This is a genomic window from Arthrobacter sp. 10T44 (assembly GCF_056393885.1).
Genome location: NZ_JBFTGT010000008.1, coordinates 61,186 through 77,634 on the forward strand (window position 1 = coordinate 61,186; position 16,449 = coordinate 77,634).

The window sequence follows — 16,449 nt, forward strand, 5'->3', positions numbered from 1 at the left end:
AAGGCATGACTTCCGAAGCCCTTACTGCCCCCGTCATCCGCGCCGATGGCCGCACGCCCGACCAGCTCCGCCCGATCAGCATCACCCGTGGCTGGTCCAAGCAGGCCGAAGGTTCCGCCCTGATCGAGTTCGGCAACACCCGGGTGCTCTGCACGGCGTCGCTGACCGAGGGCGTGCCGCGCTGGCTCAAGGGCGAGGGCCGCGGCTGGGTCACCGCCGAATACGCCATGCTGCCGCGGGCCACCAACACCCGCTCCGCCCGCGAGTCCGTCAAGGGCAAGATCGGCGGCCGCACGCACGAGATTTCCCGCCTGATCGGCCGCTCGCTGCGCTCCATCATCGACACCAAGGCCCTCGGCGAAAACACCATCGTGCTGGACTGCGATGTCCTGCAGGCGGACGGCGGCACCCGCACGGCCGCCATCACCGGCGCATACGTCGCCCTCGCCGAAGCCATCCGCTATGCACGCGAGAACAAGCTGATCGCCCGCAACGCCCAGCCGCTGGTGGACACCATCGCGGCCGTCTCGGTGGGCATCATCGACGGCGTGCCGATGCTGGACCTGCCGTACGTGGAGGATGTCCGCGCCGAGACCGACATGAACGTCGTGGTCACGGGATCGGGCAAGTTCGTCGAGGTCCAAGGCACCGCCGAGGGCGCGCCATTCGACCGCGACGAGCTCAACAAGCTGCTGGACCTGGCCCTGCTCGGCACGGAGCAGCTCGCCGCCATCCAGCGCGAAACCCTGGCCGAGGCCCCGTGAGCGGCGCCCCGTCAGGCAACCAGCCGAACCCGCCGGTCCTGGTACTCGCGACCCACAACCAGGGCAAACTGCGGGAACTGCGCGAACTGCTGCGCGGCCAGCTGCCCGGACTCGACGTCGACACGCAGGTGGTGGACGCGGGCGCCGTCGGTGCCCCCGACGTCGTCGAGACCGGCGTGACCTTCGCGGAGAATTCGCTGCTCAAGGCCCGGGCGGTGGCGGAGGCCACGGGCCTCGTCGCGATCGCCGATGACTCAGGCCTGGCGGTCGACGTCCTGGGAGGCGCCCCGGGCATCTTCTCCGCCCGCTGGGCAGGCCGGCACGGGGACGACGCCGCGAACCTGCAGCTGCTGCTGGACCAGCTTTCCGACGTGCCTGACGAATACCGCGGCGCGGCCTTTGTCTGCGCGGCGGCACTCGCCGTGCCTGGCCTGGCCGGCGAGGAAGCGCGCGAAGTGGTGGAGTACGGCCAGCTGGAAGGCACGCTGCTGCGGGAACCGCGCGGGGCGGGCGGCTTCGGCTACGATCCGGTGCTCCAGCCAAGCGGCCTGGACCGCAGCTGCGCTGAACTCAGCCCGGCGGAGAAAAACGCGATCAGCCACCGCGGCCATGCGTTCCGGGCGCTGCTGCCGGCGATCGTGGAGGCCCTGGCCGGCCGGTAGCGTGTCTGCGCTGGATAGCGTCTGCGCTGGACAACGTAAAAGGATGGCGCCCCACACTGTGGGGCGCCATCCTTTTGGGCCGCGGCGGGGGAGCGCAGCGGCCGGGGAGAACCGGGGGCTACGGGGTCTTGCGCTCTTCCTCGGGCTCGTGCTCCTCAATGAATTCCTCGACCAGCCCGGTGCCGTACTTTTCGGCCTGGCGCCTGGCGATGAGGCCACGGATCACTTCAATGCCGATCGGGATGACCGAGAGCAGCACGATCGCGATGAAGATGATGTCCAGGTTGTCCCGGACCCACGGCACCTTGTCGCCCAGCAGGTAGCCCAGCAGGGTCACGCCGCCGCCCCACAGCACGGCGCCGATCACGTTGTAGATGAAGAACTTGCGCTTGCTCATCTGGGCCACGCCGACGATCACCGGGACAAAGGTCCGGATGATGGGGACGAAACGGGCCAGGATGAGCGCCTTGCCGCCGTGCTTCTCGAAGAATGCGTGGGCGCTCTCGACGTTCTCGCGCTTGAACAGCTTGGAATCTGGCTTGTTGAAGATGGCCGGACCGGCCTTGGAACCGATCAGGTAACCGGCCTGGTTGCCGATGATCGCGGCAACGACGATCAGCGCGGCAAACGCCCAGATGTTGAACTTGATGGTGTCCGTCGCGACGAGCAGCCCGGCGGTGAACAACATCGAGTCACCGGGCAGGAAGAAGCCGATCAGCAGCCCGGTTTCGGCGAAGATGATGCCGCAGACCAGGACCACGACCCACGGCGCGAGGGCAGGGTCGGCCAGGAAAACCTGGGGGTTAAGCCAGTCGGGCAGGAACGAGGCCAGGTGCGGCTGGACCGGTCCGGCGCCTCCGAAGGTGGTCACGGCGAAGTCGTGCAGGGTGTAAGGGTTCACCTATCTAGGGTACTTGACCGGGTGCAGCCGGTTCCGGCGCTAAAGTTGGAGCGTGGGTTTGGACTTTACAGCGATCGACTTCGAGACTGCGAACGGCTTCCGCGGTTCGCCGTGCGCCGTCGGCCTGAGCAAGGTGCGCGGCGGCGTCGTCGTCGAAGAGGCCTCCTGGCTGATGCGGCCGCCCGCGAACCACGACGCCTTCGACCACCACAACGTCCGCATCCACGGCATCCGGCCCGAGCAGGTCGCCGGCCTGCCGCGCTTCGGTGAACTGTTTCCCGAGATCGGTGCCTTCATTGGCGACGACGTGCTGGCCGCCCACAACGCCGCCTTCGACCTGGGCGTGATCCGTTCCGGCCTGGAGGTCTCCGGCCTGCCCGGCCCCGCCTACGACTACGTCTGCACCGTGATGCTGTCCCGGCGCTGCTACTCGCTGGTGTCGAACTCGCTGCCGTACGCCGCGGAGGAGGCCGGCGTGCCGTTGCTCAACCACCACGACGCCGCCGAGGACGCCCGGGCCTGCGCCGGCATCCTGATCGACATCGCGGCCCGCAACGGCGCCGCCAGCATCGCGGAACTGTACCTCTCGCTGGGGCTGGCCGTGTCCCGCCAGCCTGCCTTCGATCCGCGGCGCGACCCGCTCTCCAAGGCCACTAGGTCCGCCCTCGAGGCGCTCGCCGCCGGACAGGGCGCGGCTCCGGCCACCCGGCCGTTCCGTCCCGGCTGGCCGGACGAGGGCGCCAACCCCGTGCCCAACGCCGGGGCCGAACCGGACCACCCGCTGTTCGGACAGACCGTGGTGTTCACCGGAGAACTCGCGATTCCGCGGCCCGAGGCAAAACTGCGCTCCGCCGAACTGGGGGCCCGGCCCGAGAGCCGCGTCACCGCCCGCACCACGGTGCTGGTGGTGGGGGACGGCTTCGTCGCGGCCGACCTGCGTTCGGGCCGGCTGACCGGCAAGGCGCGTCGGGTCCTGGAACTGCATGACCGCGGCCAGCGGATCGAGGTGCTCTCGGAGGGGGAGTTCCTGCAGATGGTGGGCGGCCACGTTCACTCCCTGACGTAGGCGCTAGGTCATACGGCGCAACAATCATTTCGCCCGGGATCGGTCCGCTCCTAGCCTTGAACGATGAGCAAACTGATCTCTTCACCCGCCCGCGCAGCAGAGGCTCCCGCCGCTGACCGGCACGGCGGAATCGACTGGGCCAAGGTCTTTGCCTTCCCCAATCCGGTGAACGAGTACTCCGCGCGGATTACCGCGGCTCTCGTGGTGCTGCTGTCCCTCGTGACGCTCCTGACCGGCTCCGGCTGGGGGCTGGCGGTCATCGCCGCCGGATTCTGGCTGCGGGTGCTGTTCGGGCCGCGGATTTCGCCCTTCGGCGTGCTCTCGGTCAAGGTCCTGACTCCGCTGCTGGGCAAGAAGCGGCTGGTTCCCGGGCCACCGAAGCGCTTCGCCCAGGGCATCGGAGCGGCCCTGTCCACGGCGGCTGCCATCCTTTTCGCCGCGGGCCTGGCGCCGGTGGCCTGGGTCCTGCTCGTGGCCCTGATCGCCGCCGCCTCGCTGGAGGCCTTCGCCGGCTTCTGCCTCGGCTGTGCGATCTTCGGGCTGCTGCAGCGCCGCGGACTCATCCCCGAGGATGTCTGCGAAGCCTGCAACAACATTTCGCTCAGGCGCCCGTAACCGCCGCCAGCCGTGCGGCCATGCCCCGAATGACGTCGGGGGCCTCGAGGGCCGCCAGCCAGTCCGCCGGCAGGCATTCCTCGCCGTAGTGCGCGCCCAGGATGTTCCCGGCGATCGAGGCGGTCGAATCGCTGTCGCCGCTGTGGTTCACCGCCACAGCGATCGCTGCCCGGAAGTGCTCCTCGGGGCTGGCGGCCGCCGCCGTCGTCGCCGGTGCGGTGGCCAGCACGGCATACACGCCGACGGCGAGTGCCTCCTCGGCAACCCAGCCTTCGCCCAGTTCCCGCACCAGTTCCTCCGCGCCGAGCAGGTCCCCGGAACCTCCGCTTCCGGCCCCGGGCGCTGCCGCCGCGGCCAGGCGCAGGGACGCCGTCAAGCGGTCGACCAGGGCCGGATCGGGCTCCTCACCCTTCGGCAGCGGGCCGTCCTGGAGCTGCGAGAGCGCGGCGCCAGCCGCCTCATGCAGGTCCTTGCCGCTGACCAGCGCATGGATCAGCAGGCTGAACACGCCGGCGCTCTGCCGGGCCGCGGGGTGCCCGTGGGTCAGCGACGCCGCGTCCGCACTCATCTTGTAGACCGCGTCCGCCGGGACGTAGGGGATGAGTCCGAACGGCGCCGAGCGCATCACCGTGCCGCAACCCTTGGACTCCGGGTTGACCGGCCGGTACACGGTTCCCATTTCCCCGGTGGCGAGGCCGCTGAGGCAGGCATTGCCCGGGGCGCGGCGGTGCCGGAGCACAGCGTGGCTGTCTATCCAGCGCGGCGGCTGGAAGGGGGCGGAGTCCGGGAGTGCCTCGCCCTGGCTGCCGAGCCAGCGCAGGTAGGCAAGCCAGAGGCAGGCATTCGTGTCCGCCGCCACGCCCGAGTTGGCCCACTCGAGTGCCTCCAGCAGGCCGTCCACCGTGTACAGAGTCATCTGGGTGTCGTCGGAGAAGTGGCTGACGCCGTCGAGCCCGGTGAAGTCCCGCAGTCCTTCCGGGCCGTAGGTGGCGCGGATCTCGTCGATTTTCGCGAATTCGACGGCGTAGCCCAGCGAATCCCCGAGCGCGCCGCCCAGCAGGCAGCCGTGGATGCGGGACTCATGGGACGGCGCCGGGGCGGCCGCCGGGGTGCTGCCGGGCTCAATGCTCATACCTCCAAATTTACCCCGGTGCCCGGCCCGCACGGGAACGCGGCGCCCGGCTGAGACGGGTAGGGTGCTGGTGGTGCCAGGTTCGTCATGGCCGCGGCCCCGGACAAAGGACGGACAAGGGAGAGTGATGCGCGAACCAGCGTGGCGGAAGACCGGCAGCACGCCCGACTACAGGTTTACGCTGGCCAACGAGCGAACCTTCCTGGCCTGGGTACGGACCTCGCTGGCCCTGATCGCCGGCGCGCTCGCCATCGATCAGCTGGCGCCCAACATCGCCCCGGGGCCGGTGCGCATCGCCATCTGCGTCGTGCTGGCGGTCCTCGGCGCCGGACTGGCCGCGCTGGCCTACCACCGCTGGGGCCGAATGGAAGCCGCGATGCGCAACAACCGGGAGTTGCCCTACTCCGGGCTGATGCTGGTCATGACCGTCGGCGTCGCCATCGCCGCGCTCACTATCGCCATCCTGATCTTGATCGCACGGTGACCGTACCGCCGCAGGGCCCCGGGCTGCAGCCGGAACGCACGACTTTGGCCTGGGGCCGGACGCTGCTGGCCCTCGTCGTCGCGGATTTGTTCATCTGGCGCACCTGGGCGCTGTCCGGCCCGGGGGACCAGGCCGCCGGCCGCTTCGACTCCCTCGGCCTGTGTGCCGCAGCGGCGCTCGGGTCCACGGTGGTCCTCTTTGTCTGCGTCCGGGTGCGCTCCCGGCAGCTGCGCAGCTCCACCGACGCGGCCCCGGCGGCGCTGATGATCAGCGCGACGGCGGCTGTCCTGGCGCTCGCCGCGAGTACGGTGGCGGCGATTGCGCTCGGGACGTAGCCGCCGCCCGGCACGGCGGGGCTCCAGCGAACACCCAGCCCCCGCTGGCAGACTCCAAGCAGACCATGACCCCCAGCCAAAGGATTTCCGCGCCATGACCAAGCCAGTGCACGCCTCCGAGCCGGACGTCGCCCAGCCGGCCCTCGTACCCGATGACCGACAGCCGGGCCTCATCGCCCGGCTGTCCGCCGAGGCACTGGGGACCCTGTTCGTCGTGGTGGTGGGCCTGGGCGTGCCGCTGTTCGCCGTTCCGCAGTACAACCCGATGTCCGCCTCGCTGGCGGCGGGCCTGGCCCTCACGGCGGCCATGCTGGCCTTCGGCTACCTGTCCGGCGGCCATTTCAACCCCGCGGTCACGGTGGGCAACGCGATCGCCGGCCGGATCAGGCCGCTCGACGCCGCGGCCTACCTTGGCGCGCAGCTGGTGGGCGCCGTGCTCGGGGCGCTGACGCTGTTCGGCGTGCTGCGCACGGTTCCCAAACTCAACGGCACGCAGACGGCCTTCGACACGGTCGCGGCGGGTTTTGACAGCCGCTCGGTCATCCAGGCTCCGATGGCCGGTGTACTGCTGCTCGAGGTGCTCGGTGCCGCCCTGCTGGTGGCGGTCTATCTCGGCACCACCGCGGGACGCAACCCGGCAAAGGCCGCTGCGCCTTTCGCCGTCGGCCTGAGCATGGCCGTGCTGCTGCAGCTGGGCCAGAGCATCGGGAACGCCCCTTTCAACCCGGCGCGTGCCACGGCTTCCGCGCTCTTCAGCAGCCCGGACGCCCTGGGCCAGCTGTGGCTCTTCTGGGTGGCCCCGCTGGTCGGCGCCGCGGTTGCCGGGCTGGTGTTCCGGGGGTTCGCGAGCACCTCGGTGCGGGCCGGCGCGGTTTCCGGCGGCCCGGAGCGGACCAGCGGGTATGCCGACGTCGACGACGACAGTCTTGACGAGCCCGGCGAGCCCAACAACGCGGCCGACGCGGGGGACGCCGTACCGGCAGCGCCGGCGACTTCCGTGACGTCCGCGGATGAGGCCCGCGACTTCTTCGACAAGCGCACCCTGTAACGTCTGTCACCCCTGGCGCCGGGCCGGTGCGCAATAGTGTCGGTGGCAGCCGATAGCGTAGTGGCATGCGGTTATTGCACACCTCGGACTGGCACCTGGGCCGGTCGTTCCACGGCGTCGGGATGCTTGACCCCCAGCGCGCCTTTATCGACCAACTCGTCGGCGTCGTCCGCGAAGAGTCGGTCGACGTCGTCCTCATCGCGGGTGATGTGTACGACCGTGCGCTGCCCGGCGTCGACGTCGTGGGCCTGCTCGACGACGCACTGGTGCGGCTCAGCGGCGCCGGGGCGAAGGTGGTTTTGACCAGCGGCAACCACGACTCGGCCATCCGGCTCGGCTTTGCCTCCCGCCTGCTCGAACGCGGGGGAGTGCACCTGCGCACCCGGCTTGCCGAGCTGGACACCCCGCTGCTGCTCCCGCTCTCGAACGACGCCGGGGCGAATGGCGCCGGCGCGGACGAGGACAACGCGGCGGTGCTGGCGATCTACGGCATCCCCTGGCTGGAGCCGCGGCTGGTCGCCGCGCAGCTGGGCGTCGAGACCGCCAGCCACTTCGAGGTGACCCGCGCCGCCACCGGGCTGGTCCGCGCCGACATCGCGGCACGGTCCAAGACCCGGACCGTCCATTCGGTGGTGCTCGCCCACACCTTCGCCAGCGGCGGCATCAGCTCCGACAGTGAACGGGACCTGAGCATCGGCGGGGTCGGCGCGGTGCCGCTGGACCTCTTCGACGGCTTCAGCTACACCGCGCTGGGCCACCTGCACGGCCGGCAGTCACTCTCGTCCGCCGTCCGCTATTCGGGCTCACCGCTGGCCTACTCGTTCTCCGAAGCGAAGCACCAGAAGGGCGGCTGGCTGATCGACGTCGACGCCACCGGCGTCACCGCCGTCACGGAAGTCCTGTGGGAAGCGCCCCGCCGCCTCGCCACGTTGCGCGGCAAACTGGACGAGCTGCTCACCGACGAGGCGTTCGCCTGGGCCGAGGGCGCCTACTGCCAGATCACGCTGACCGACGCGCAACGCCCGAACCAGGCCATGGAACGGCTGCGGGCGCGTTTTCCCGACACCCTCGTCCTGGGCTTCGACCCCGAGGGCGCCGAAGCCTCGGCCAAGACCAGCTACAGCAGCCGGCTGGCCCAGGCCGGGGACGACCTCTCGATCTGCTGCGGGTTCCTGGAACATGTCCGCGGCCGCGCCGCCGACGAGGCCGAGTCCGGAGTCCTGGCCGAAGCCCTCGAAGCCGTCCGACTGGAAGGGGTTTCCCGGTGAGGATCCACCGCCTGGAAATTTCCGCGTTCGGCCCCTTCGCCGGCACGGAGCACATCGACTTCGACCGGCTCAGCACGCACGGTCTCTTCCTGCTCAACGGCGCCACCGGCGCGGGAAAGACCAGCGTCCTGGACGCCATCTGCTTTGCCCTCTACGGCTCCGTGCCCGGCGCCCGGCAGGAGGGCAAGCGGCTGCGCAGCGACCACGCGGACCCGGCCGCCGAGCCGCGCGTCACCTGCGAGTTCTCCGCCCAGGGCAGGCACTTCGAAGTTTCCCGGACGCCCGCCTGGAACAAGCCCAGCGCCCGGGGCAAGAACGGGTTCACCGAGCAGAAGGCCAACACCCTGCTGCGGGAACGGATCGACGGCGAGTGGCTGGAAAAGTCCGGCCGCAACGACGAGGCAGGTGCGGAAATCACCGCCCTGCTGGGCATGGACCGGGAGCAGTTCACCCGGGTGGTGATGCTGCCCCAGGGCGACTTCGCTGCCTTCCTGCGCTCCAAGGCCTCCGACCGGCTGGTGCTGCTCCAAAGCCTCTTCGGCACCCAGCGCTTCGAAGCGGTGGAACAGGAACTGGGCCGGCGCGCCGCCGCGGCCCGCACCGAGGTGGAAAGCCTCAACAACAAGCTCGAACTGCTGCTGGCCCAGGCCGAAGCGGAAACCGCGGGCCTGGGCGTCGAGCTGGACGGGGCACCCGGCCGCGACGACGCCGACCAGCTGCTGGCCTGGCTTGAGGCCAGCGCCGGCTCGGCCGCCGGGGAACGCCAGGCCGCCGCGGTCGAGTCCGAGCGGGTCGGCGCCGAGTTGGCCGCCCTTCTCGAGGGCACGGCGGCGCGCGCCGCGCGGCAGGCAAAACTTGCGGCGGCCGAGCGCCGCCGCGCCGCCGCCGAAGCGGCGGCCCCGGAGCTGCGGAAGAAGACCGCATTACTGGAACAGCACCGGAAAGCCGAAGTGCTTGGCGGCCAGCTGCAGGCGGTTGACAGTGCCGAGGCGGCCGAGGAACGCGCGGCCGCGGCCGCCGCCGGCGCGGCTGCGGAACTGCGGGCCGCGGCGCTCACCGACCCGGAGCTGGCCGCGCTGCCTGCCGCGCCTCCGGGTTCCGACGGACCGGCCGGCGAGCCGCTTCTCGAAGGATCAGTGCTGCGGAGCGAGCTCGGCCGGCTGCGCTCCCTCCGTGCCGTCCTGGAGGAACGGCTGCCGGACGAGGACCGTCTTGCCGTCCTGATCGGCCGCCGCGCCGAACTGCAGCTCACCCTGGACGGACTGCACACGGCCAGCCGATCCGGCGCCGCAACCCTCGACGCCCTGCGCGCCGAATCCGCCGAACTCCTTGCCGCTCTGGCTCCGCTCGAAGAACTTGCCGCCGAAGTCCAGCTGCGCACCAAGGAAGCCGCCGCCGCGGAAGAGTTGGTCGCCATCGTCGCCCGCCACGCTTCCGCCGCAGAAAACTGCGCACGGATCACCGACCGCCACCGCGTGGCCCGCGACAGCCACCAGGACCGCCGGCAGCGCTGGCTGGACCTCCGAGAGGAGCGGCTCGCCAATGCCGCCGCGGAACTCGCGGCCCAGCTGCTCCCGGACCAGCCGTGCCCGGTCTGCGGCAGCGCCGAGCACCCCGCCCCCGCTCCGGCCGCGGCGTCCGCGCTGGCCATCGCCGAGGCTGAAAAGACCGCGCAGGAGGACGCCGAGGCGGCCGAGGCTGTGCTGTCGGCGCTGGAGCGTGAACTCGGCGAAGCCCAGCAGGACCTCGCCGTGCTGGCAGCCCAGGGCGGCGACACCGAGCCTGACGTGGCCCGCAGAGAGGCCACACTGGCGAAAGAGCGGTCGGCCGAAGCTACCCACGCCGCAGCAGAGCTGGCGGCCAACCGGGCCCGGCGTTCGGAGCTGGACGAGGAGATCCTGGCCGCGGAACAGGCCCGGACGGCGGCCGCTTCCGGGATCGCCCAGACCGAATCCACCATCAGCGAGGTCCTCGGACAGGTCGAAGGCCTTGAGGCCGCCTTGGCGGGCCTGCGCGCCGGGCACGCGAGCCTCGGCAAGCGCCTCGTCTCCGTTCGCGAAACGACGGCCCTGCTCGAACGCGCCGACGCGGCCGCCGGCAGCCTTGAACAGGCCCGCGCGCGGACCACCGATGCGCGTGCCCAGCTTGAGCGGGCCCTCCCGGACGCCGGCTTCGAGTCGGCGGACGCGGCCCGCTCGGTGCTCCTGCCGGCACCGGATGCGGCCGGGTTGGAAGCCGCCGTCCGTGCCGGGCAGGACGAAGCCGCCCGGCTTACGGAACTCTTTGCCGGTGAGGAACTCGCCTTGGCCGCCCGGGAGCTGGCCGCGGACGGCCCCGTGGACGGCGCCGTTCTCGACCAGCTCCGGGCCGAGTGTGCGTCGGCGGAACGCAAGGCCCGGGAGGCTGTACTGGCCTCCGGGCTCGCCGGGAAGTCGGTGCAGACCCTGGGCCGGATCTCCGCCGAGTATGCGGAGCACGCGGCTGCCGGCCGGGAGCCCCGGGATCGGGCAGCGCTGTGGACCGCCGTGGCCGAGGCGGCCCGCGCCGGCGGAGACAACAACTACCGGATGAGCCTGAACAGCTACGTGCTCGCGGCCAGGTTGGAACAGGTGGCGGCTGCGGCCTCGGAGCGGCTGATCGGCATGAGCGACGGCCGCTACACCCTGCAACACACCGACGCCAAGGCAGCCCGCGGGCAAAAATCCGGGCTGGGCCTCGAAGTCGTGGACCAGTGGACCGGCCAGCGCCGCGACACCGCCACGCTCTCCGGGGGCGAGTCCTTTATGGCGTCGCTCGCCCTGGCCCTCGGCCTCGCGGACGTGGTGCAAATGGAATCCGGCGGGGTGGACATTGAGACCCTCTTCGTGGACGAGGGCTTCGGCAGCCTCGACGAACAGTCCCTCGAACAGGTCATGGACGCGCTCGAAGGGCTCCGCGACGGCGGCCGGGTTGTGGGCCTCGTGAGCCACGTCGCGGAAATGAAGCAGCGGATCACCACGCAGCTCCAGGTGGTCAAGGGCCGGAACGGATCCACCCTGCACATCTCCGACGACACCCCGGCCTGAGGCCCGCCGGCTCGGGTACAATCGGAGGGTTACCGGGTCGCGCGCATCGGGAGGAGGGACGATGCGCACTATCGAACGAACCCGGAATCATGAACCCTTCACCGTCTTCCACGACGTCCCTTTCCGCTGCGCCCGCGGCAGCCCGCAGCGGCGGCCGCTTTGCCCGGCTGCCCCTGCTCGCCGGCCGGAGTTTCATCCCGCTGGGGCTTTTCGCCCGTCTCCCGCTGGCCATGCTGACCGTCGGCGCCCTCACCCTCGTCACCGCAGTCACCGACTCCTATGCCGTGGGCGGCGCCGCGGCCGGCGCCGTTGGCATCGGCTCGGCACTCGGGGCCCCGGTGCTGGGCGCCCTCGCCGACCGGCTGGGCCAGCGCCCCGTCCTGCTCTTCTCCGCCGTCTTCAACGCGGTCGCCGTGACCGCCCTGATCCTCGCCGCATACCTGGTCCCGGGCGGTCGGGAGCTGGCCGCCGCCGTGCCGGTGCTCGCCGCGGCTTTCGTGGCGGGCGCCAGCTGCCCGCAGGTCGGCCCGCTGGCACGGGTCCGCTGGATGGCGCTGAGCTCCCGCGGCGGCGGACACGCGGAAGACCTGGACACGGCCCTGTCCTATGAGAGCACCGCCGACGAGCTGACCTTTGTGCTGGGCCCGGCGCTGGTGGGCATCCTCGCCAGCCTCCTCAGCCCCTGGTTGCCGCTCGCGCTGGCCGCCGCGCTCACCCTCACCCTGGTTCCCGCGTTCGCCGTGCACCCGACGCACCGCGCGGTGCCGCGCACCCCGGCACGGAGCCGCGCGGCCTCGGCCGCCGCCCGGCAGCAACGGAGAGCCCTCACCACCGGGCAGCGCGCGGCAACCTTCGCCGCCGTCGGGCTGCCGGTCCTGGCCATGGTCTGCATGGGCACCTTCTTCGGCTCGACCCAGACCTCGCTCAGCTCCTTCTCGGCGAGCTTCGCCACGTCCGAGCTGGCCGGACTGCTCTACGCGGTGATGGGCCTGAGCTCCGCCGCCGCGGCACTCTCCGTGGCGTACTGGCCGCGGCGGTTCAGCGTCAACGCCCGCTGGCTGGCCTGCGCGGCGCTGATGACCGGGCTCGCGGCCCTGTTGCTCCTGCCCTCGACGGCGCTGCCGATGATCCTGGTGCTGCTGGTCCTGGGCCTGCCGGTGGGTCCGCTGATGGTCACCGTGTTCGCGATCGGCGGCGTCGTGGCCCCGGAGGGGAAACTTGGCACGGTGATGACGGCGCTGGCCAGCGGCATTGTCGCCGGCACAGCGCTGGGCTCCTCCATCGCCGGCCAGCTGGCACAGAACTCCGGCTATTCGGCCGCGTTCCTGGTTCCGGTCTGCGCCGCGGCGGCGCTGTTCCTGCTCGGCGCGGCAGCCGCCGTCGTCCTCCAGCGCCGAAACAGGGCGGCCGCATAACCCCAACTGACTCGCAGTTGTTGTCGTTTTGCGGGCTGAAACGACAACGACTGCGAGTCAGTTAGGTGATCTAGAGCTGGGAGCCGAGTTTGAAGCCGCGCTCCTCGCCTGGTTCACGGGTGTAGGCGAAACCGTCGGCGCCGACGGTGACGGCCATTTCGCTGCTGTCGGTGCGGATCACGAGCGGCTGCGGCTTGCCGTCGAGGTCCAGGACCAGGGAGGCCTCGGTGTACCAGCTCGGGACCACGGGGTTGCCCCACCAGTCGCGGCGCTGGTTGTCGTGCACGTCCCAGGTCACCGTGGGGTTGTCCGGATCGCCGGTGTAGTAGTCCTGGGTGTAGATCTCCACGCGGTGGCCGTCGGGGTCCAGGATGTAGAGGTAGAAGGCGTTGGACACGCCGTGCCGCCCGGGTCCGCGCTCGATCCGGTCCGAGATCCGCAGCGCGCCCATCTTGTCGCAGATCTGGATGATGTTGTGCTTCTCGTGGGTGGAGAAGGCGATGTGGTGCATCCGCGGCCCGTCGCCGCCGGTGAGGGCGGTGTCGTGCACGGTCTGCTTGCGGTGCATCCAGGCCGCGTAGGTGACGCCGTCGGAGTCCTTGATGTCCTCGGAGACCCGGAAGCCCAGGTCCTCCAGGTACTTCCGGCCGCGCGGGACGTCGGGGGTGACCTGGTTGAAGTGGTCCAGCCGGACCAGTTCGCCGGCGCTGTTGAGGTCGTAGCGCTGGGTGAGGCGTTCCACGTGCTCCACCTCGTAGAAGAACTCATAGGGGAAGCCCAGCGGGTCCTCCACCCGGACCGCGTCGCCGATCCCGCGGGCGAAGCCGTCCTTGCGGCGTTCCGTGCGGCAGCCCATTTCGGCAAAGTAGGCCTCGGCCTTGTCCACATCTTCGGGGGTGCGGACCCGGTAGGCGAATGCGGCGGCTGCGGCCACGGGGCCCTTGCGCAGCACCAGGTTGTGGTGGATGAACTCCTCGAAGGAACGCAGGTAGATCGCGTCCTCGTCCTCGTAGGTGACGTGCAGGCCCAGCAGGTCCACGTAGAACGCCCGGGATTTTTCCAGGTCGGTGACCACGAGGTCCATGTAGGCGCAGCGGACAATGTCCGGCGCGGGGACCGTGGGGGTGATGATGTCGTTGGCCATGATGTGACTCCTCTTTGAGCTGGCGGGTGCGGTGGCGGGTGGCAGACAGGCGGTGGGCCGTCAGCGGGCCGTGGCACCAAACTTCGGGGTGTGGACGCTGCCCAGGGTGATGTGGACGGCCTGCTGGTCGGTGTAGAAATCGATGGAGCGGTAGCCGCCCTCGTGGCCCAGCCCGGAGGCCTTGACGCCGCCGAAGGGGGTGCGCAGGTCCCGGACGTTGTGGCTGTTGAGCCAGACCATGCCGGCCTCCAGGTTCTGCGAGAAGTTGTGCGCCCGGGTCAGGTCGTTGGTCCAGACGTAGCCGGCCAGCCCGTACTTCGTGTTGTTCGCCAGGGCCAGCGCCTCGGCGTCGTCCTCGAACGGGGTGATTGCCACGACCGGGCCGAAGATCTCCTCCTGGAAGATCCTGGCGTCCGCGGCGACGTCGGCGAACACCGTCGGGGCAATGTAGTTGCCGGTCGGAAGTCCCTCCGGACGCCCGCCGCCGGCCAGCAGCCGGCCCTCGGACTTGCCGATTTCCACGTACCGGGCGACCTTCTCGTAGTGCTCCGGGTGCACCAGCGCGCCGACCTCGGTTTTCGGGTCGTGCGGGTCACCGACCACGATGTTCTTCGCGCGGGCGGCGTACTTCTCGCAGAACTCCTCGTAGATGCCGCGCTGGACCAGGATCCGGGAGCCGGCCGTGCAGCGCTCACCGTTGAGCGAGAAGACGCCGAAGAGGGTGGAGTCGATCGCGGCGTCGAGGTCGGCGTCGTCGAAGATGATCGCCGGGCTCTTGCCGCCGAGTTCCATCGACAGGCCCTTGAGGTTCTCCGCGGCGTTGCGGAAGATCGTCTTGCCGGTGGTGGTTTCGCCGGTAAAGGAAATCAGCGGCACGTCCGGGTGCTTGACCAGGGCGTCGCCGGCTTCTTCGCCGAGGCCGTTGACCAGGTTGAAGACGCCGTCGGGCAGGCCTGCGTCCTTGAAGATCTTTGCCCAGAGGGAGGCGGAGAGCGGTGTGAATTCGGCCGGCTTGAGCACCACGCAGTTGCCGGTGGCCAGCGCCGGTGCGAGCTTCCAGGACTCGAGCATGAACGGCGTGTTCCACGGCGTGATCAGGCCGGCGACGCCGATCGGCTTGCGGTTGACGTAGTTGATCTGCGCGCCGGGGACCTTCATGGCGTCGTCGAACTGGGCCACGATCAGGTCGGCGAAGAAGCGGAAGTTCTCTGCGGCCCGCAGCGCCTGGCCCTTGGCCTGGGTGATCGGCAGGCCGGTGTCGAAGGTCTCCAGCTGCGCCAGCCGGGTCTCCTGGGCCTCGACGGCGTCGGCGATCTTGTTCAGGACGCGGGCGCGTTCGCGCGGCTTCATCCGGGGCCAGGGACCCTGGGTGAAGGCCGTGCGGGCGGCGGCGACGGCGAGGTCGACGTCCTCCTTCTGCCCGGCGGCCGCGGTGGCATAGGTTTCGTTCGACACCGGGTCCAGGACATCGAAGGTCTTGCCGCTGACGGAGTCGACGAACTCGCCGTTGATGTAGTGCTGGATGCGGGTGGGCAAATCGTCCGGGATGTAGTGCTCGGCCATGGGTCAATCCTTTGCTTCGGCGTTGAAGTGGCGGGGAGGTGTTATTTGGCGATCCGGAAGCCGTCCACCGGGGTGAGGTACTCCCGGCCGGCCTCCATCAGTTCGGTGATTTTCTTCAGCCCGGCGTCGGTGGGCGTGATCAGCGGCGGGCGGACGTAGTCGGAGGAGATCAGCCCCGCCTCGGCCATCAGCCACTTGCTGGGCGCCGGGTTGGTCTCGACGAACAACAGGTCCACGAGCGGGTGGACGCCGTAGTGGATCTTCCGGGCGGTCTCGAAGTCACCCTCGACCCAGGCGTTGTACATGTCCGCGGAGGCCTTCGGGGCGATGTTTGCCAGCGCCGAGATGAAACCGACGCCGCCGATCGCCATCAGCGGCAGGCACAGCAGTTCGATGCCGGACCAGACCAGCAGGTCCTTGCCGGCCAGGTGCATGACACGGGAGAAGTGCTCGAAGTCCTTCGTGGTCTCCTTGATCCCGACGATGTTGTCGAAGTCACGGAACAGCCGCGCCACGGTTTCGGGGGCCATGTCCACCGCGGTGCGGGACGGCACGTTGTAGATCACGAACGGCATCTGCGGGAACTCGGTGGCGATCGTGGCGTACCAGCGGTAGAGGGCCTCCTGCGTGGGCCGGGAGTAGTAGGGCGTGATGATCATCGACGCGTCCGCGCCGGCGTCGACGGCGGCCTGGGTCAGCTCCAGCGTCTCCTGCAGTTTTGCGGTGCCGGTGCCGGCCATGAACGGCACGCGGTCGCCGATCGCCTCGGCGGTCGCGCGGATGGCGGCGGCGCGTTCCTCGACGGACTGGGCGCTGGGCTCGCCGGTGGACCCGCCGATCGTGATGCCGGAGGATCCGCTGGCGATCTGCCACTGGACCATGTTCCGCAGGCTGTCGTGGTCGACGTCGCCGGACGCCGTGAACGGGGTGAACATCGCGGCGAGGGAGCCTTTGAGGTGCTGCTGGGGATCGGAACGGAACTTCATT

General features: G+C 70.3%; 15 protein-coding genes. 10 read left to right on the forward strand and 5 right to left on the reverse strand.

The genetic code is table 11. The features are described from left to right. The first annotated feature begins 5 nt into the window (after positions 1–5). Both rph and rdgB read left to right on the forward strand, forming a co-directional pair. Positions 6–764, forward strand: a complete 759-nt coding sequence (rph, locus tag AC1DBL_RS13645) for a ribonuclease PH (protein ID WP_138768925.1) — start codon at positions 6–8, stop codon at positions 762–764. Further along, a complete protein-coding gene (rdgB, locus tag AC1DBL_RS13650) occupies positions 761–1,426 on the forward strand; it encodes an RdgB/HAM1 family non-canonical purine NTP pyrophosphatase (RefSeq protein ID WP_441417379.1) in 666 nt (221 codons plus the stop codon). Before rph ends, rdgB begins: the two co-directional genes overlap by 4 nt. A gap of 118 nt (positions 1,427–1,544) precedes the next feature. Here rdgB and AC1DBL_RS13655 read toward each other — a convergent pair whose 3' ends face one another. Then, complete coding sequence (locus AC1DBL_RS13655; protein ID WP_476926353.1) at positions 1,545–2,312, reverse strand: VTT domain-containing protein; 768 nt, start codon at positions 2,310–2,312, stop codon at positions 1,545–1,547. A gap of 67 nt (positions 2,313–2,379) precedes the next feature. On the opposite strand from AC1DBL_RS13655, the gene AC1DBL_RS13660 reads away from it, so the two are divergent. Together AC1DBL_RS13660 and AC1DBL_RS13665 are read left to right on the forward strand one after the other, a co-directional pair. Further along, positions 2,380–3,393: a 3'-5' exonuclease gene (locus tag AC1DBL_RS13660; protein ID WP_441417380.1), complete on the forward strand. Its 1,014-nt coding sequence runs from the start codon at positions 2,380–2,382 to the stop codon at positions 3,391–3,393. Between the two features lie 63 nt (positions 3,394–3,456). Next, on the forward strand, positions 3,457–4,008 hold the full coding sequence (locus AC1DBL_RS13665) for a DUF4395 domain-containing protein (RefSeq protein WP_476908595.1): 552 nt from the start codon (positions 3,457–3,459) through the stop codon (positions 4,006–4,008). On the opposite strand, the gene AC1DBL_RS13670 is transcribed toward AC1DBL_RS13665, so the two are convergent. Beyond that, positions 3,995–5,140, reverse strand: a complete 1,146-nt coding sequence (locus tag AC1DBL_RS13670) for an ADP-ribosylglycohydrolase family protein (RefSeq protein WP_476926311.1) — start codon at positions 5,138–5,140, stop codon at positions 3,995–3,997. The two genes, AC1DBL_RS13665 and AC1DBL_RS13670, sit on opposite strands and share 14 nt — an antisense overlap. Before the next feature lie 127 nt (positions 5,141–5,267). On the opposite strand from AC1DBL_RS13670, the gene AC1DBL_RS13675 reads away from it, so the two are divergent. The 6 genes from AC1DBL_RS13675 (at position 5,268) to AC1DBL_RS13700 (ending at position 12,755) form a co-directional block, all read left to right on the forward strand. Then, entirely contained in the window at positions 5,268–5,624 is a 357-nt protein-coding gene (locus tag AC1DBL_RS13675; protein WP_441417383.1) for a YidH family protein, read from the forward strand. Next, positions 5,621–5,959: a DUF202 domain-containing protein gene (locus tag AC1DBL_RS13680; protein ID WP_476893325.1), complete on the forward strand. Its 339-nt coding sequence runs from the start codon at positions 5,621–5,623 to the stop codon at positions 5,957–5,959. Before AC1DBL_RS13675 ends, AC1DBL_RS13680 begins: the two co-directional genes overlap by 4 nt. A 94-nt stretch (positions 5,960–6,053) precedes the next feature. Continuing rightward, entirely contained in the window at positions 6,054–7,007 is a 954-nt protein-coding gene (locus AC1DBL_RS13685) for an MIP/aquaporin family protein (RefSeq protein WP_476926312.1), read from the forward strand. A gap of 65 nt (positions 7,008–7,072) precedes the next feature. Beyond that, entirely contained in the window at positions 7,073–8,275 is a 1,203-nt protein-coding gene (locus AC1DBL_RS13690; protein WP_476926313.1) for an exonuclease SbcCD subunit D, read from the forward strand. Further along, positions 8,272–11,340, forward strand: a complete 3,069-nt coding sequence (locus AC1DBL_RS13695) for an AAA family ATPase (protein ID WP_476926314.1) — start codon at positions 8,272–8,274, stop codon at positions 11,338–11,340. The genes AC1DBL_RS13690 and AC1DBL_RS13695 overlap by 4 nt, the downstream gene beginning before the upstream one ends. A gap of 89 nt (positions 11,341–11,429) precedes the next feature. Next, positions 11,430–12,755, forward strand: coding sequence for an MFS transporter (locus tag AC1DBL_RS13700; RefSeq protein ID WP_476926315.1), 1,326 nt, complete (start codon positions 11,430–11,432; stop codon positions 12,753–12,755). 70 nt (positions 12,756–12,825) lie between these two features. On the opposite strand, the gene hpaD is transcribed toward AC1DBL_RS13700, so the two are convergent. The 3 genes from hpaD to dapA are packed head-to-tail and all read right to left on the reverse strand — an operon-like array spanning position 12,826 to position 16,448. Next, positions 12,826–13,899 carry a 3,4-dihydroxyphenylacetate 2,3-dioxygenase gene (gene hpaD / locus AC1DBL_RS13705; RefSeq protein ID WP_476926316.1) on the reverse strand — a complete coding sequence of 358 codons (1,074 nt, stop codon included), beginning with the start codon at positions 13,897–13,899 and terminating at the stop codon, positions 12,826–12,828. Positions 13,900–13,959: 60 nt separating this feature from the next. After that, on the reverse strand, positions 13,960–15,462 hold the full coding sequence (gene hpaE / locus AC1DBL_RS13710) for a 5-carboxymethyl-2-hydroxymuconate semialdehyde dehydrogenase (RefSeq protein ID WP_476917176.1): 1,503 nt from the start codon (positions 15,460–15,462) through the stop codon (positions 13,960–13,962). A 41-nt stretch (positions 15,463–15,503) separates the two neighbouring features. Further along, positions 15,504–16,448 carry a 4-hydroxy-tetrahydrodipicolinate synthase gene (gene dapA, locus AC1DBL_RS13715; protein WP_441417391.1) on the reverse strand — a complete coding sequence of 315 codons (945 nt, stop codon included), beginning with the start codon at positions 16,446–16,448 and terminating at the stop codon, positions 15,504–15,506. Position 16,449 lies beyond the last annotated feature (1 nt).

Bases quoted from the DNA above. Each gene is read 5' to 3' on its own strand.
- rph (WP_138768925.1), top strand. From the start codon at position 6: ATGACTTCCGAAGCCCTTACTGCCCCCGTCATCCGCGCCGATGGCCGC.
- AC1DBL_RS13665 (WP_476908595.1), top strand. From the start codon at position 3,457: ATGAGCAAACTGATCTCTTCACCCGCCCGCGCAGCAGAGGCTCCCGCC.
- AC1DBL_RS13670 (WP_476926311.1), bottom strand. From the start codon at position 5,140: ATGAGCATTGAGCCCGGCAGCACCCCGGCGGCCGCCCCGGCGCCGTCC.
- AC1DBL_RS13675 (WP_441417383.1), top strand. From the start codon at position 5,268: ATGCGCGAACCAGCGTGGCGGAAGACCGGCAGCACGCCCGACTACAGG.
- AC1DBL_RS13685 (WP_476926312.1), top strand. From the start codon at position 6,054: ATGACCAAGCCAGTGCACGCCTCCGAGCCGGACGTCGCCCAGCCGGCC.
- AC1DBL_RS13690 (WP_476926313.1), top strand. From the start codon at position 7,073: ATGCGGTTATTGCACACCTCGGACTGGCACCTGGGCCGGTCGTTCCAC.
- AC1DBL_RS13700 (WP_476926315.1), top strand. From the start codon at position 11,430: ATGAACCCTTCACCGTCTTCCACGACGTCCCTTTCCGCTGCGCCCGCG.
- hpaD (WP_476926316.1), bottom strand. From the start codon at position 13,899: ATGGCCAACGACATCATCACCCCCACGGTCCCCGCGCCGGACATTGTC.
- hpaE (WP_476917176.1), bottom strand. From the start codon at position 15,462: ATGGCCGAGCACTACATCCCGGACGATTTGCCCACCCGCATCCAGCAC.
- dapA (WP_441417391.1), bottom strand. From the start codon at position 16,448: ATGAAGTTCCGTTCCGATCCCCAGCAGCACCTCAAAGGCTCCCTCGCC.